Source organism: Desulfobacterales bacterium, from assembly GCA_034520365.1.
Lineage (GTDB): Bacteria > Desulfobacterota > Desulfobacteria > Desulfobacterales > Desulfosalsimonadaceae > M55B175.
On record JAXHNP010000007.1, the window covers coordinates 461074 to 476829 of the forward strand.

The 15756-nt window shown below is 52.1% G+C and carries 18 protein-coding genes; 10 read left to right on the forward strand and 8 right to left on the reverse strand.

Translation table 11 applies throughout. The features are described from left to right. The gene (locus U5L07_16235) at window positions 1–486 is read left to right on the forward strand and encodes a hypothetical protein (GenBank protein ID MDZ7833296.1); all 486 of its coding nucleotides are present in this window, start codon (window positions 1–3) and stop codon (window positions 484–486) included. Between the two features lie 17 nt (window positions 487–503). Continuing rightward, the gene (locus tag U5L07_16240; GenBank protein MDZ7833297.1) at window positions 504–1268 is read left to right on the forward strand and encodes a type III pantothenate kinase; all 765 of its coding nucleotides are present in this window, start codon (window positions 504–506) and stop codon (window positions 1266–1268) included. Between the two features lie 12 nt (window positions 1269–1280). Here U5L07_16240 and U5L07_16245 read toward each other — a convergent pair whose 3' ends face one another. From U5L07_16245 to U5L07_16265, 5 genes are read right to left on the reverse strand one after another with little or no spacing between them, the layout of a single operon-like run. Next, window positions 1281–1439: a hypothetical protein gene (locus U5L07_16245; GenBank protein MDZ7833298.1), complete on the reverse strand. Its 159-nt coding sequence runs from the start codon at window positions 1437–1439 to the stop codon at window positions 1281–1283. 11 nt (window positions 1440–1450) lie between these two features. Then, entirely contained in the window at window positions 1451–2143 is a 693-nt protein-coding gene (locus U5L07_16250; GenBank protein ID MDZ7833299.1) for a zinc-ribbon domain-containing protein, read from the reverse strand. Between the two features lie 49 nt (window positions 2144–2192). Then, window positions 2193–3365, reverse strand: coding sequence for a PilT/PilU family type 4a pilus ATPase (locus tag U5L07_16255; protein ID MDZ7833300.1), 1173 nt, complete (start codon window positions 3363–3365; stop codon window positions 2193–2195). Window positions 3366–3388: 23 nt separating this feature from the next. Continuing rightward, window positions 3389–4471: a type IV pilus twitching motility protein PilT gene (locus tag U5L07_16260; protein ID MDZ7833301.1), complete on the reverse strand. Its 1083-nt coding sequence runs from the start codon at window positions 4469–4471 to the stop codon at window positions 3389–3391. Between the two features lie 39 nt (window positions 4472–4510). Next, window positions 4511–4810, reverse strand: coding sequence for a YggT family protein (locus tag U5L07_16265; protein ID MDZ7833302.1), 300 nt, complete (start codon window positions 4808–4810; stop codon window positions 4511–4513). A gap of 361 nt (window positions 4811–5171) precedes the next feature. On the opposite strand from U5L07_16265, the gene proC reads away from it, so the two are divergent. The 8 genes from proC to U5L07_16305 all read left to right on the forward strand — a co-directional run bounded on the left by proC (window position 5172) and on the right by U5L07_16305 (window position 13115). Then, complete coding sequence (gene proC / locus U5L07_16270) at window positions 5172–6026, forward strand: pyrroline-5-carboxylate reductase (GenBank protein MDZ7833303.1); 855 nt, start codon at window positions 5172–5174, stop codon at window positions 6024–6026. Between the two features lie 30 nt (window positions 6027–6056). Then, a complete protein-coding gene (locus U5L07_16275) occupies window positions 6057–6758 on the forward strand; it encodes a cytochrome c biogenesis protein CcdA (GenBank protein MDZ7833304.1) in 702 nt (233 codons plus the stop codon). A 27-nt stretch (window positions 6759–6785) separates the two neighbouring features. Next, window positions 6786–7241, forward strand: a complete 456-nt coding sequence (locus U5L07_16280) for a DUF255 domain-containing protein (protein ID MDZ7833305.1) — start codon at window positions 6786–6788, stop codon at window positions 7239–7241. Window positions 7242–7280: 39 nt separating this feature from the next. Then, a complete protein-coding gene (locus U5L07_16285) occupies window positions 7281–7898 on the forward strand; it encodes an NUDIX domain-containing protein (GenBank protein ID MDZ7833306.1) in 618 nt (205 codons plus the stop codon). A gap of 836 nt (window positions 7899–8734) precedes the next feature. After that, a complete protein-coding gene (locus U5L07_16290; GenBank protein ID MDZ7833307.1) occupies window positions 8735–10849 on the forward strand; it encodes a ribonucleoside triphosphate reductase in 2115 nt (704 codons plus the stop codon). Continuing rightward, window positions 10846–11547 carry an anaerobic ribonucleoside-triphosphate reductase activating protein gene (locus U5L07_16295; GenBank protein ID MDZ7833308.1) on the forward strand — a complete coding sequence of 234 codons (702 nt, stop codon included), beginning with the start codon at window positions 10846–10848 and terminating at the stop codon, window positions 11545–11547. The genes U5L07_16290 and U5L07_16295 overlap by 4 nt, the downstream gene beginning before the upstream one ends. A 105-nt stretch (window positions 11548–11652) precedes the next feature. Next, complete coding sequence (locus U5L07_16300) at window positions 11653–12900, forward strand: acyl-CoA dehydrogenase family protein (GenBank protein ID MDZ7833309.1); 1248 nt, start codon at window positions 11653–11655, stop codon at window positions 12898–12900. A 17-nt stretch (window positions 12901–12917) separates the two neighbouring features. Beyond that, on the forward strand, window positions 12918–13115 hold the full coding sequence (locus U5L07_16305) for a hypothetical protein (protein ID MDZ7833310.1): 198 nt from the start codon (window positions 12918–12920) through the stop codon (window positions 13113–13115). Window positions 13116–13202: 87 nt separating this feature from the next. On the opposite strand, the gene U5L07_16310 is transcribed toward U5L07_16305, so the two are convergent. From U5L07_16310 to mnmE, 3 genes are all read right to left on the reverse strand, one after another. Then, window positions 13203–13559 (reverse strand): hypothetical protein, encoded by a 357-nt coding sequence (locus tag U5L07_16310; protein ID MDZ7833311.1) that lies wholly within the window; start codon window positions 13557–13559, stop codon window positions 13203–13205. Further along, entirely contained in the window at window positions 13552–14244 is a 693-nt protein-coding gene (locus U5L07_16315) for a YkgJ family cysteine cluster protein (protein MDZ7833312.1), read from the reverse strand. The genes U5L07_16310 and U5L07_16315 overlap by 8 nt, the downstream gene beginning before the upstream one ends. Before the next feature lie 101 nt (window positions 14245–14345). Continuing rightward, complete coding sequence (gene mnmE / locus U5L07_16320) at window positions 14346–15734, reverse strand: tRNA uridine-5-carboxymethylaminomethyl(34) synthesis GTPase MnmE (protein MDZ7833313.1); 1389 nt, start codon at window positions 15732–15734, stop codon at window positions 14346–14348. Window positions 15735–15756 lie beyond the last annotated feature (22 nt).

Genomic DNA, 15756 nt, shown 5'->3' on the forward strand with positions numbered 1-15756 from the left:
ATGGCTGCATCTTTTCTCCGCCGCTTGATGAAACCCTTTTTGATCAGTTTAATGCTTTTGGCCCTGGCCGGCGCTTCAGGCTTCCCGGCTGATACGCAAGAGGAAACTGATCCGTCAAGCCGCCGTTTTAAAGACAGCCGGCCGGTTCCTGATAAAGCTGCGCAATCCATCACGGATGTCCCGATCGAAAACGGCCCCATCAAACAGCAGCTTATGAGCTTACCCATTCACGCTGAAAAAACCGGGGCGGCCATACGGATTCATCCCCCGAGCATTGACATCACTTTGCTTGGGCCGGCATCTGAACCCAAAGCCCCTGATGAATTAAAGAACGCGGCTTTTGCCTATATTCAGGCAAATGGGCTGGCCGCCGGGATTTATGTCCGGCCGGCCCGGATTATCCTTCCGGAGGGCTATGTGCTGATTGACGCCCGGCCTGAACTTTTTGTGGTGGAAATTGCAGAAGCCGAAGAAACAGCCCCTTAAAACAAAAGGATCGCTTAATGCTTTTGGTCGTTGACGTGGGCAACACCCATACGGTTATCGGCATATTTGAAGAACAGGCGCTGCTCCGGGACTGGCGAATTCATACCGAACCCGCGATGACGGCGGACGAGTTCCATCTGCTGGTATCCGGGCTGTTTGATCAGGCCGGGCGCCAGTTGGATGGTATCGAAAAAACGGTGGTTTCCTGTGTGGTGCCGCCGCTTGTCAATATGATAGACGCGTTCTGCCGCAAACACATAGGCCATCCGCCCCTATGGATCTCGGCGCAGAATGTAGACATGCCGATATTATACGACAATCCAGCAGAGGTCGGCGCAGACCGGCTGGTCAATGCCGTGGCCGCTTACCAAAAATATGCGACAAGCCTTATCGTGATCGATTTTGGGACTGCCACCACCTTTGACGTGATTTCGGAGAAGGGCGAATACATCGGCGGAGCGATTGCCCCCGGCATCGGCATCGTTGCAGAGGCGCTTTTCAGCCGGGCGTCCAAGCTCCCGCGGGTTGAGTTTCAGCCGCCGCCGCAGGTTATCGGCACCAATACCGCAGACAGCATGAAATCCGGCATTCTTTTTGGGTATGCGGAACTGGTGGACGGCATGGTGCGGCGGATTCAAAGCCAACTTAAGCCGGCCGTGCCCAAAGTGATTGCCACAGGCGGCATGGCCGCAGTCATGCGCGATATCTCCCAGGCCATTGAATCCGTGGAACCCGAATTGACACTGGAGGGCTTGCGGATGATCAGCGAGCAGTCGAAATAAACCGCTCTGCCCTCATGCCATTCCCATCTGGGCTTCCAGGCGCTTTATTTCCTGCTGAATTTCCGTTTTTTCCGCTTCGGAGAGGTCATTATGGGCCAGCTGCCGGCGCAGAGACAGGAGCACCATTTCCAGCCGGTAATCGGTGCAGGTATATCGGGTGTCTTGAGACATATTCCTAAATTTCAGATTTTGCCGAATTTTTGGGCGCTTTCCTTATAAACACTGTAAAACAGATCGCGCTCATTGATCCCCCGGGTCAGGATCTGGTCCAGGCTGCCCATATCTTTCGGATTAATGGTGATATTTACGCTTTTTAAAAAAGCGGCCATATAATCCATGGTGGGAAACCGATCCGAGATCAAGCCCACATAAATATCCCGGCGTGCCTCCATCTGCATCCGCTCCAGATAAATCAGAATCCCGTTGGATTCCGGATCGCTCTCGTTAAAGCCTTCATTGACAAGCACCAGGTCATAGGTATGGTACTTCATCTTGCGAAGCGCATCGCGGATGCCTTCCGGCTCGGTAATATTGTATTCCATGATCTCCAGCACTTCTTTGATCTGCTTGACCCGGGCCCTGTCATTTTCGCAGATCAGCGCAGTTTTTCCTTCTTCCTCAAGAAAATCAAAGGGCTTTTCACTGGCATCATAGCCCTCTTCATCCACGGCCCCCTTCGGCTCCGCCGTTTCCGGGCCGTTTGCGGAAAAAATCGCGTCTCCGTCGGTGTTATTTTCCGCGGCCTGTTCCGGGCGCAGATCAATGGTTATTTTGGATTTGCATTTCGGGCACCGAACAGAGGAAATCTTTCCCACCGGAAGCTTCTCATCCGGGATGTTTAGCTTGCTTTGACACTGATCGCATTTAATTTCCATTTGTTTTACCCAATCCCTGTAAATTTATGCCTGGCGCGAAAGGCATGTTCTAACGGCGCTTTTTTTTGTCATAGGTCATATCGATTTCCAGGCTATCAATATCCGTGGTGGTCTCCCCCCGGGCGCTCTTAACCATATCAATGCCGCGGCCGACAATGGAACGCCGGGAGGCATAGTCCTCAGCGGTTTCCTCGGTGATCAGGCCTTTTTCAAAAAGTTTGATGATATAGTTGTCAAAGGTGGACATGCCGAATGCCGTACCCGCCTCCATGATATCGTAAAACGTGGCGCCTTCGCCTTCACCGTTTAGGATCGCATCCTTGACCCGCAGACTGGTGCTCATCATCTCAAATGCGGCCACCCGGCCGCCGCCCATCTTGGGCAGGAGTCGCTGGCAGGCCACCCACTTGAGCGCACCGGCCAGGCGATTTCGAATCTGATTTTCCTCGTCAATGGAGAACATCCCCAGAATCCGGTTCACCGTTTGGGAGACATCCGTGGTATGCAGGGTGGTCAGGACCAAATGTCCGGTTTCTGCGGCATTTAGACCAATTTCAATGGTTTCCCGGTCCCGCATCTCGCCCACCAGAATCACTTTGGGCGCCTGGCGGAGCGCGGCCCGCAGCCCGGTCGAAAATGAGTTAAAATCCGTTCCCATCTCCCGTTGATTGAACGTGGCCTTTTTATGGGAGTGCACATATTCGATCGGGTCTTCCAGGGTAATGATATGAACGGATTTATTCTTGTTGATTTCTTCCAGAATGGCGGCAAGCGAGGTGGTCTTACCGGTGCCGGTGGCCCCGGTAAAAAAGACAATCCCGTTTCGCTCCCCGGACATTTTATAGAATGATTCCGGAAGCCCCATCTCCTTTATGGTGGGCACCTTGGTTTCCAGCTGCCGGAGCACGATGGAGTATTCGCCGGAGCGGGAAAAGACATTCACGCGAAACCGGGCTTTGCCCGGCAAGGAATGGGACAGGTCGCAGGAGCCTTCACTGATGAGGGTTTCCGTCAGCCGCCGGTCCCGGTTAATTAAATTTAAGGCGACCATCTCGGTCTGAAACGGGGTGAGCGATTTTAACGGCGGATTCATGTCCACGCCCACCAGTTCCCCGAAGGTTTCCACCTGGAGGGGTTTGCCCACGGTGAAGTTGAGGTCTGAAATGCTCTGATGGGAATCGAGCATGGTGGTCAGTAAATAGTCGACTTCCTGTTTTCGCATTGCCGTCTCCTTGGCAACATTATTTAGGCTTCAGTAAAATCAGGCGGCGGCGCCTTCAAAAACGGCCGGAACCGCTGTTTTTCATTGGCTTTAAGGTAACAGTCCTCAGCACTGACATAGCCCTTGTTGTAGAGATCCATGATCGCATCATCCAATACCTGCATCCCGTATTTTTTTCCGGTCTGCATGGAGGAGGCCAGCTGGTGGGTTTTCTGCTCCCGGATCAGGTTTCTGACCGCAGGCGTGGCGACAAGGATTTCAAGAGCCGGGACCCGGCCCTTCCGGTCGATCCGCTTAAACAAAACCTGTGCCACCACCGCCCGGATGGAGTCGGAGAGATTAGAACGCACCTGGGCCTGCTGATTCTCCGGAAACACCTCCACAATCCGGTCCACCGTTTTCATGGCGCTGGATGTATGCAGGGTGGCAAAAACCAAATGCCCCGTAGCGGCGGCTTCGATGGCCAGTGAGATGGTTTCCAGGTCCCGCATCTCGCCCACCAGAATAATATCCGGATCCTCCCGGAGCGCCCCCCGAAGCGCAGCACTGAAGGATTTTGTATGAAGGCCGATTTCCCGCTGATTGATAATGCAGCCCCGGCTTTCATGCACAAATTCGATGGGATCCTCCACGGTAATCACATGATCCTTGCGAAGCCGATTGGCCTCATCGATGATTGCCGCCAGGGTCGTTGATTTGCCGCTGCCGGTGGGACCGGTCACCACCACAAGTCCCCGGGGAAGGGAAGCGAGCTTGGCCACCACCGAGGGAAGGCCGAGCTGCTCGCAGGTCATGATATTGTTGGGGATTTGCCGGAAAACCGCCCCAACCCCGTTTCGCTGCATAAAAAAGTTGGCCCGGTATCTGGCCAGCCCCGGGATCTCATAGCCGAAATCCACATCCCCGGTTTCTTCGAAAACCTTGATTTTATCCTCGGGCGCAATCTCATAGAGCATCGCTCGCAGCTGATCATTGTCCATCTGCTGGTACTTAACCCGCTCGACTTCCCCCCGGATGCGCAGGGCTGGCTGCTGGCCGGCGATCAGATGAAGATCGGATGCACCTTGATCATTCATCAGTTTAAAAAACGCATCAATTTTCGCCATGGGCTACTCCTGCCAAAATATTAAGAATTAAACAACATATTAAGCAATTATCATTGCCAGATGCCTGAGGCTTGCCACCAGAAAACTCTGTAAAAAAATGATGGCCAAAAGAACTATAATGGGAGAAATATCAATTCCCCCGAATACGGTGGGGATTCGTTTTCTTATCTGAAACAACAGCGGATCGACCATCTGACGGATGAACCGAACAATGGGATTATAAGGGTCCGGGTTGACCCATGACAAGACGGCATGGGCGATAACAATAAACATGTATAGCGTCAAAACCGCGTCAAGCACGCGCGCAATGCCTTCAAGAAAATGAGAAAAGATAAACATCGATATAAACTTTCTTTTTTTTAGCGCTCATTGGTAACTCAATTAATGCCCTATAAATAAATTATATATTGATTCGAAGTCAAGCCTTTCCCTTAAATCAACACGGTGAATTTGTTCTGGCGAGAAACCCCATAACCATGGGGTTTCTCGCATGTGAGGTCGGCACGGTGGCCGACCCTACAAAATGTCGACACAGCCCGCGCAGGGCGGGCCACCGTGCCCGCCTGAAAAATAGATAGAACAAATTTACCGTGCTTAAATCAATTGACAAGCCCGGGCTAAAGAAGCTATGACTCACAGGACAATAAGCCCCAACAACATCAATTGGTTAGGGGCAAACCAATTACCCCCGGGAGGCATCATGGCCGAATTGACTGAAAAAATCGGCTTTATCGGCGCCGGAAATATGGCTGAGGCAATTATCGGCGCGATTATTGCGGCTGATCTCGCGCCGGCAGAAAACATTTTTGTCAGCGATATTGACCCGGAACGGATCCAATCGCTAAAAAACGCCTATCAGGTGCTTTCGGCAGATTCCAATAAAGAAGTGATCGGCTCTTGCGATATCATCTTTTTTGCCGTAAAACCCCAGCAGATGCAAGGGGTTCTGAAAAATCTGGCCGCAGAGACCGCTTTTATTCCCCGCAGCCCCAAAAAACGGCTTGTTTCCATTGCTGCAGGTATCCGGATCGCCGCGCTTGAAAAAATTATCTATGATCAGCTCACGGAATCCGATAAGCATCAGATGCCGATCCTGCGGGTGATGCCGAACACCCCGGCCCTGGTCCGGGCCGGCACGTCGGCAATCTGCGCCAATGAATATGCCGCACCGGCGGATATTGAGGCTATAAAAACCCTGCTTTCGGCAATGGGGACCGTTTTTGACTGCCGAGAAACTGATATGAATGCGTTTACCGCGCTGGCTGGTTCCGGGCCGGCGTATGGATTCTATCTGATTGAGGCAATGGCTGAAGCCGGAACTGAATTGGGACTCTCAAAAACAGAGGCCCTGAAAATGACGGTTTCAACGCTTTCCGGCGCACTGAAGCTTCTTGAGGCATCATCGTCCGAGCCCGAAGCCCTGCGCCAGAAGGTGACCTCCCCGGGCGGCACCACGGAAGCCGCCTTATCGGTGATGGAAAACCATGATGTTAAGTCCCATATCATCGCGGCAGTGACCGCCGCGGCCCAACGGGCGGCGGAATTAAGCGAGTAGCAATTTAACGGAAGTTCCCGGTTATACCCTATGTTTACACAAACCGTATCCATCTCTGCGGCATTTCTGGCGGGCCTGTCCTCTTTTTTTACCCCATGTGTCCTGCCGCTGATCCCGGCCTATTTTACCTTTATCACCGGATTTTCAATTGAAGAATTGACCGCTGGCCAAAATGGGCAAATTCGCCGTAAAGTGATTCTTTCCACCCTTTCCTTTGTCTGCGGGTTTTCCCTGCTCTTTATCCTTATGGGGGCATTTGCATCTTTTATCGGGGCCTTCATTTTCCGTTATAGTTCGATTATTGAAATCGGCATTGGATTGATTTTGCTTTTTTTCGGCCTTCACCTTATCGGCTGGCTTCGCATCAATTGGCTGCAAATGGAAAAACGGGTTCACATAAGGGAAAAGCCACTTCATATCATGGGCACTTTTCTTGTCGGGATGGCGTTTGGGGCCGGGTGGAGCCCCTGCACCGGCCCTTTCCTTGGATCCATACTGGCCATAGCAGCCAGCAAAGAAACAATTTGGCAAGGCGTTGGCCTATTATCTGTTTATGCCCTCGGTTTAGCCATTCCCTTTATTCTGATATCAATCTTTATTGATTTTCTTATGATCATCATACAGCGGGCCAAACCGGCTATGCGCTACATCAATACGATTGCCGGCTGCCTTCTCATCCTGATGGGGATTTTTTTATTGACGCGCAACCTCGCCATACTTACTCTTTTTTAAAATTTATTTTTTCATATGGAGATACTCATGCGTATTAAAAACTGGGCCGGTTGCATACTTTTTGGGGTCCTGATATTCGCCTGTTCGCCGCTACTGGCTGCAAACTCTCAAATTAACTGGACATCCTATGAATCGGGGATGGAAAAAATCGCCGATGAGAACAAAAAGGGATTTATCCATTTTTATACGGACTGGTGCACCTACTGCAAGCTGATGGATCGGAAAACCTTTTCCGATGATTCGGTGATCGCCTTTTTAAATGAAAATTTTGTGCCGATCCGGGTGGATGCCGAAGCGCAGCGGGACGTGGCAAGAAAATACGGCGTAAGCAGCTTTCCGACCAACGGGTTTATTGCCGAAGATCAATCCGAAATCGGCAAGCGGCCGGGTTTTATTCCGCCGGATCTTTTTTTGAAAATGCTTGAGTATATTGACTCGGAAAGTTTTAAGACCATGAGTTTCAAGGAATTTATGGATCAATAGGCTTAAACATCTTTTAAATATACGCAAACACGCCTGCTAATGCCGTTTCCGTTTAATGCCGGACTGCTCCAGCACATCATTTCCGATACAGCCCATCCCGGCCCGCCGGATGGGGACCGGTTTATTCCCACCAGCGTTTTCATGCTGGTATTTAACAAAGACCAAACCCCTTTTCTGCTGGCCGTATTAAAGGCAGACAACAAGGGGTATCCATGGCGCAATCAGGTGGCCCTGCCGGGCGGGCATGTGGATGAAACCGACAGCTCTTCGCTGGCGGCCGCCTTTCGGGAAACCGAAGAGGAACTCCATATTACGCCCGGCGCGATTGAGTTTGTGGGGTCGCTGGGGCATTTTCAAACCATTCAGCAAAAAGATATTGAGGTCTTCCTGGGGTTTTTTCAAGGAGATGAAAGCGATATTTACTTTGACCCCAGCGAAATCGCCCGGGTATTAACCCCCTCGGTTCCCGTGCTATTCAAGCAGCATCTGGACCAGCGGTTTAACGGCCGCGTCCCAGGGGTGGGGGAACTGGTATACCCGGTCGGGGACATCGTAATTTGGGGGGTAACCGCTCGAATCGTCCATTATTTTCTGGAATGCATGCGGATTCGACTGTCCGAGGAGGCGATAGAGGCCCTGCTTGCGGAAGGGCTATAGGGGGCTTGGTATAAAAAGCCCGATCACAGCGAAAATCGGTTCCGATATCGCCTGATCATTCGAAAAAGTATCGACGCACAGACGCAACTGCTTAATATAACTATCAATATCGGCACCCAAGCATGGCTTTGATATGTTTCAATGGTTCCCGCAACCCGGATGCCTTCGATGCCAAGCACCAATACCGCGGCCATCAGGACCAACACGCCGATGCATACGGCATTCGTATCATACCAGGGTACGATGGCCTTCCGAAATACAGGGGTTCGGTTCATGGCGCAATCCAAAACAGATAGAGGTTAATATGGGCCGCACGTTGATTTTCTTTATATCAAACCCTGGCCCAAGTGTCCAGACTGGCCTGGCATCCCAAACCGGGCGGGCCTTTTTTAAGTATATTTCTGCGTTCCTGCTTTTGGGCCTCTGCCTGGGATGTGCGGCAACCCCAAAGGATCTTCAGATCGAGGGCCACCAGCAATCCTATCCCCCGGAAACCATTGTTCAGACCGCTTCCGGATTGCCGGTCACTTTAGATCAAATGATTGAAGATCTCTGTTCCGTTCGTGTCATACCGGAATTCACTTGCCTATCGCACGGTAATACCGGTGTCTGCGGGCCAGACGGTCAAACCGGATATCGCCGACTACATCTGGGTCACCGGCGACAAGCCTGCCAGGCCCCCGCACCCGATGCCTAACCAAGACCAAAGAACACAATATATTGATTTTTTTGTTGACTTAACCCCATATATTGTGATATATATATTATAACAATTAATTACCCCATACCCGTATACAATATCTAAAAATCCTATTTCAGCCTAGAGGGGAATGGACATGTTTGACAGCATCAAAAAACGAAACGGCCGGATTGTTAAGTTTGATTCCGCAAAAATCACCGCCGCCATCGCCAAAGCCGGCAAAGCCACCGACGAGTTCAGTGAAAAGGAGGCGAAAAACCTGACGCTGCGGGTCCTGACCCTGGCCCACGAGATGCCGTTAAACCATCCGCCGGAGGTCGAAGAGATTCAGGATATCGTGGAGCGGGTGCTTTTGAATTCCCCGTTTCACAAGACCGCCAAGGCCTATATCCTGTACCGGGAACAGCACGCCCAGCTCAGAAACATCGCCACCAAAGCCCATGTGGAGCTGGTGGAAAACTATGTCCAAAAGCTGGATTGGAAAATCCGCGAAAACAGTAACATGAGTTATTCCCTGCAGGGCCTGAACAATTATATCTCTTCGGATATTACCTCGGAATACTGGCTAAACCGCATCTACCCGCCGGAAATCCGAAATGCCCATAAAAGCGGGGATATTCATATCCATGACTTAAGCCTGCTCTCGGTTTACTGCGTGGGGTGGGATCTGCAGGATTTACTGACCGTGGGCTTCAAGGGCGTTCCGGGCAAAGTGGAAAGCGCTCCGCCCAAGCACCTGCGCTCCGCCCTGGGGCAGGTGGTCAATTTCTTCTATACCCTCCAGGGCGAGGCGGCCGGCGCCCAGGCGGTTTCCAATTTTGACACACTGCTCGCCCCATTCGTGCGCTATGACAATTTAAGCTTTAAAGAGGTCAAACAGGCGCTGCAGGAATTTGTTTTCAATATCAACATCCCCACCCGCGTCGGTTTTCAGACGCCGTTTACAAACATCACCATGGATTTAACCGTTCCCAGCACCTTAAAGGACATGCCGGTGATTATCGGCGGCGTCCATCAAAAAGAGACCTACAGTGAATTCCAGCATGAAATGGATGTTTTAAACAGCGCCTTTGCCGAAGTCATGATGGAAGGCGATGCCAAAGGCCGCGTCTTTACCTTCCCGATCCCCACCTATAACATCACTGAAGACTTTAACTGGGACAACCCCACCCTTGAAAACCTCTGGAAGATGACCGGCAAATACGGAATTCCATATTTCTCAAACTTTGTTAATTCGGATATGTCCCCGGAGGATGCCCGCTCCATGTGCTGCCGCCTGCGGCTGGACAACCGGGAGCTGATGAAGCGCGGCGGCGGCCTTTTCGGCGCCAATCCGCTCACCGGCTCCATCGGGGTGGTGACCCTCAATCTGCCCCGCATCGGGTATCTGGCTGAAAGCCGGGAGGACTTTTTCAACCGCCTGCACCGGCTTGCCCACATCGCCAAGGACAGTCTTTCGGTGAAGCGGAAAGTGCTTGAAAAATTCACCGAACAGAACCTCTATCCCTATTCCAGATTTTATCTTCGCGCCATCAAGGAACGGACCAATACCTATTGGAGCAACCATTTCTCCACCATCGGCATCATCGGCATGAATGAAGCCTGCCTCAATCTGCTGGGCGAGGATATCGGCACTGACGAAGGCCACGCATTCTCCGTTGAAGTACTCGATTATCTGCGGACAATAATGGAGAGCATCCAGGAAGAAACCGGTGAAATTTTTAATCTGGAGGCAACGCCCGGGGAAGGAACAGCCTACCGGCTGGCGCTCATCGATAAGAACCAGTATCAGGACATCCAGTGCGCCAACGAGCCCCAATATCGGAGCGGTTCGGAGCCCTTTTACACCAATTCGACCCAGCTGCCGGTCAATTACACGGATGACATTTTCGAGGCCCTGGAGCTTCAGGATGATCTGCAGACCCGGTATACCGGCGGGACGGTATTTCATATCTTCCTGGGCGAACAGGTAACCGATCTGGATGCCACGAAATCGCTGATAAAGCGGGTTACGGATAATTTTCGGCTGCCGTATTTTACCCTGTCCCCCACCTTCAGCATCTGTGACAGCCACGGCTATATCACCGGCTATCATGAAACCTGTCCGACCTGCCATGAAAAAACCGAAATTTATTCGCGGATCGTCGGCTATCTCCGGCCGATCAACCAGTGGAACAATGGCAAGCAGTCTGAATTCGAAATCCGGGAGACATTTGATCTGGAGCAAGTCGAAGCGCTTGAATTTTCATGAAAATCGGCGGCATCCAGAAGACGTCCCTGATTGACTATCCCGGCAAGGTCAGCTGCGTTCTTTTTCTCGCCGGATGCAATTTCAACTGCCCGTACTGCCATAACCCTGAGTTGGTCCGGGGAAAAAACGGCCGTCCGGCCATTGACCCGGATCAACTGACCGCATTTCTTTTAAAACGGCGGCGGTTTCTGGAAGGGGTGGTTATTACCGGGGGCGAACCCACCCTGCACGCCGATCTTCCGGAATTGTGCCGCCGCATAAAGCAAATGGGATTTTCCGTAAAGCTTGACACCAACGGCTCCCATCCGGCCATGATCAAACAACTGATCACCGATCAACTGATCGACTTTGTGGCCATGGACATTAAAACCGATCCGGATCGCTATGATCCGCTCATTTGCCGCACGTGTGAGCCATCAGATATTATCGTCGCCGTCCAGTCCATTCTGGACTCCCAGCTGCCCCATGAATTCCGGACCACCTGTGTACTGCCCATTGTGGATCAGGCGGCCATTGAGGTGATGGCCGAACTGATTCACGGGGCCACGCGCCACGCGCTTCAACGGGTGCAGCATGAATCCGTGAACGTGCTTTGTCCTGAATTTTTTAAAACCCGCGACTGGTATATTAATGATGCCGTTATGACGCATTACCAGTCTGTTATGGCCGCGCACGTTGGAACCTGTGTCATCCGATAACCCGCCCCCTTCAGGCGGTTTTCCCGTTGACAGCGCCCTTTTCCTTCAGTATCTTTCCGTTAACGTAAAGTTTCAATTCTTCTCAAACAAAAAAAGGAAATGCCAATGTTTGACCATCTTTTGCCTGAGGCATCAAAAAAAATTCGGGATGAAGCCCGCGACCTGGTAAACTGGATTCCCCGCCAAATGATTATTGATATGGATCAGGACAAAATCAAATTTCCCAAGGAATTTCTCCAGGAAGCCGGCCGGCGCAACCTCATGGGCTGCCGCTACCCCAAAGAATGGGGCGGGCGGGATTTGGACTGGGTGAGCACGGTGACGGTGATGGAGGAAATCGGGACCCTCGGCTATATATTCGCCTGTACCTTTGGGGTTGGGGCGGAGCTCGTCTGCGACGCCATCATTCAGCACGGCACGGACGCCCTAAAAGAAAAGTATGTAAAGCCGCTGCTTAAAGGGGAGATGTTTGCTGCCGAATGCCTGACCGAACCCCGGGGCGGATCGGATTTTTTCGGCACCACGACCACTGCTGACGATAAAGGCGATTATTTTCTGGTAAATGGCCAGAAACGATTTATTGTGGGTGCAGAAGGGGCGGACTATTTTCTGGTTTACGCCAAGACCGCTCCGGACGCCAAACCCCACGAGGCCTTGACCTGCCTGATTGTCGATCGGGGCCCGGGGGTTGAGACCAAGTATCTTTACGGCCTGATGGGCTGCCGGGGCGGCGGTGCCGGCCGGGTGGTATTCAAGGACGCGAAGGTACCCAAAGAAAACGTGGTCGGCCAAGTCAACGGGGCCTATAAGGTGTTTAAGACCATGATGATTCCGGAACGGCTGGGAACCGCGGCCATGACCATTGGCAGCGCCCGACCCGCACTGGATGTGGCCACCGGCTACACCACCCGGCGCAAGGCCTTCGGCACCACGATCAATAATTTTCAGGGGGTAAGCTTTCAGGTGGCCGAAAGCGCCATGCTGCTGGATGCCAGCCGATCCATCATTTATACCACCGCCCGGGCCGTTGATGAAAAGGTCGAAGAGCGTCGGCTTCGCCGCATGATCTCCGAGGCCAAAAAATTTGTCACCGAATCCTGCCAGAAAGCCGCCAATAATGCTATGCAGGTGATGGGCGGCATCGGATACACCAACATCTTCCCCATTGAACGCATTGTCCGGGACCTGCGGCTGGCGTCCATATGGACCGGCTCCAATGAGGTGATGGCCATGATTATCGCCCACGAATGGTACCGGGAGTACTTCAATACCATGAAAGGCCCCGGCCAGATCAGGGATTACGAAAACGATGCGGCAGAGGCGGATGCGCCGGATGAAAAAATCTATGAATAATCAGAAACGGAGGCTATGTGCACTGGCTGTTAGAGATCGCTAAAATCGTCGCCATACTGGCGGCCGCAGGAATTCTGGGAAACTGGTTTTTAAAAGAGGTCAAACAGGCAAAAAAAATGGGCCGGCCCTGGTACACCCCGTACTTTTCGGTACCGGGCGCTCTGATCTTCATCGCCCTGCTGCTGCCAATTCTGGCATGGCTGACCCGACAATAAAATACATCGGCGGGCGGGACTTAACGATCCCCGCCCGCCGAAAATGTTTACTGAACCTAAATTGAAAATCGCTCAATTTAGATGAAATCAGCTCAGCGTATCCTCTCCGAGCTCTTTTTCCAGAAGCTCGCGGTACCAGCAGGCGAACTCAAACATACCCACATACCGTTCGTCCTCATTTACGATGCCAAGACACAATTCGAACGCCCCCCGGCCATACTCATTGGAATAGGTGCTCTGATTCCGGGATCTCAAAAACTGTTGTACCAGCATCTGCGTTGTCCGTCGGGTGCGATCGCGCCGGATATCAATGGGATCTTTCGGTTTTAGAAACGGATCCCATTGTTCATACCCGCGCTTTAACACCTGCTTCTGCCGGCGGGGCGACATCCGGTCAAAAATCGCCTGTTTCAAACGTTCAATTTCTTTCGGATCCTCACTCATTTTTTCCCTCTTCGCGCTTTTCATCTGATGGGGGCGTTCCGATACCGAGATATTGCTCATCATAATCGGTCAGCAACGCCATGGACAGCGGCACCAAAACATCCGCCATTTTGACATGCCGGGATTCAATCTCCTGGACGAACTCCGCAGAGATCGCCATTAGTTGATCATGAATCACATCCTGATTAAATGTGGGGTACCGCTTGCCCTCGACAAACCCGGAATGGCCGCAGGTATGCCCTTTGCCGCCGATTGCCAGGGGAATTCCGTAAACCCGGCAGGCAATGGGGCGATACGCATACAGGTCGCATCGCTTCTCCTCATTTAAGAGCGGGCATCGAATCCGTTCCTGACCTACATCCGTTAACACCTTTTCCTCATCCGTACCGTTTTGCGCTGATTTAAAGGCACTTTTTTTTATCTTATATATCTTTCGGTCTGCCGCATTGGCCTTTTCAAGAAGCGTCTCCCGGGCGGCGCCGGTATACTCCCGTTTAAAATGATAGTTGATATACAACGCTTCGATCAGGGTTAAATCAAACAATGCATAGCAGCAATCCGCGCAGCCGGGCGTACACTTTACCTCCTCGGGAAACTGGGCCTTAACCTGGGCAAAGGCCTTATCCGCCTTTTCCACGAGCGCCTCATACCGTTTAAAAAAGGGGGTAAAATCAATATTCATCATCTGTCTCCCTCCAAACAATTTATTGAATCAGCAGCCATATCCTGCCGATCGGGTATTTTGAATCGCTGTAATGTTTCACGTGAAACATTAGCCGTTACTGGCTATTTACCGATACAAAACTGCTCAAATATCCGGTCCAAAATATCCGGCCGAACATTTTCACCGGTAATCTCCTGAAGCCCTGCCAGGGCTTCCTGTAAATCTATAACGATAAGTTCTATGGTTTGGTTTTCAAGCAGCCCTTTCCGGGCGCTACTTAATGCGGCAAAACTTTTCTCTATGGCCTGCTTTTGGCGTAAATTAGGAACAATTTCATTAACACCCGGGGCTTGCTGATCACCGGCATAGGATGCCAGAAAAGCCTTCAGCCGGTCAATCCCCTGGCTGTACTTGGCAGATATCCGGACCGTGGGATACCCCTTCCATTCTTCCGGAAGGACTGATCGCTCGGGCAAATCAATTTTATTTAGCACAAGCAGCTTATGTTTGTGCATGAATCGTGTCATAAAGCTGTGATGGACCGATTCAATCGGCTGATGGGAATCCAGCACAAATAAAATCAGATCCGCCGCCTCGATGTTGGCATAGGCCTTATCGATGCCCGCCGCCTCAATCGGCTCCGGCTTGTCGCGAATGCCGGCGGTATCGGTAATTACCACAGGGATGCCGCCGATTATAAAACCATCCTCAACCAGATCCCGGGTGGTGCCGGGATACTCCGTCACGATGGCGCGCTCCCGGTCTAGCAGTTGGTTCAAAAGGCTTGATTTCCCGGCATTCGGTGTCCCCGCGATTACCACCCTAAGCCCCTCCCGCAGAAAGCTACGGTCTTCGTATTGCCGGAGCAACCGTTCGATAGGCGCAAGTATTTGTTGATCCAGTCGCTCAGCTATTTCTTGAGCAGCAGGCCCTTCGGGCACATCTTCCGGAAAGTCAATGCTTGCCTCAAGCTCGGCTAACATATCCAAAAGGGCATTCCTGAGCAATTCAACTTCAGACCGTAAATGCCCGTCCAGATGCTGAACAGCCAGATCTAGGCCGGTTGCGGACCGGGCATGGATCAGGTCAATTACGGCCTCTGCCTGGGTTAAGTCCATACGCCCGTTCAAAAACGCTCTTCGGGTAAACTCCCCGGGACCTGCGAGCCGAACACCACGGGAGAGAAGCAGCTCCAGGATGGATCTTAATACCAGCGGCCCGGCATGCGCCTGGATTTCGGCCACATCTTCACCGGTATAAGAGGCGGGCCCGCGCATCACCACAAACATGGCCGAATCAATGTAACGGTTCGTCTCCGGGTCTATGATATGGCCGTAATACATGCGGCGGGATTCCGGGGTCCAGGCGTCGGCGGAGGCGCGACTGGACGGCGGCTCTCTTTGGAATATGGACAGCGCGGCAGGGATGGCCGCCGGGCCACTGACTTTGATAATCCCGATGCCGCCATATCCGGCAGGCGTAGCGATTGCGGCAATGGTGGCGGTGTCCATAAAACCACCCTGTCGGCTCTGT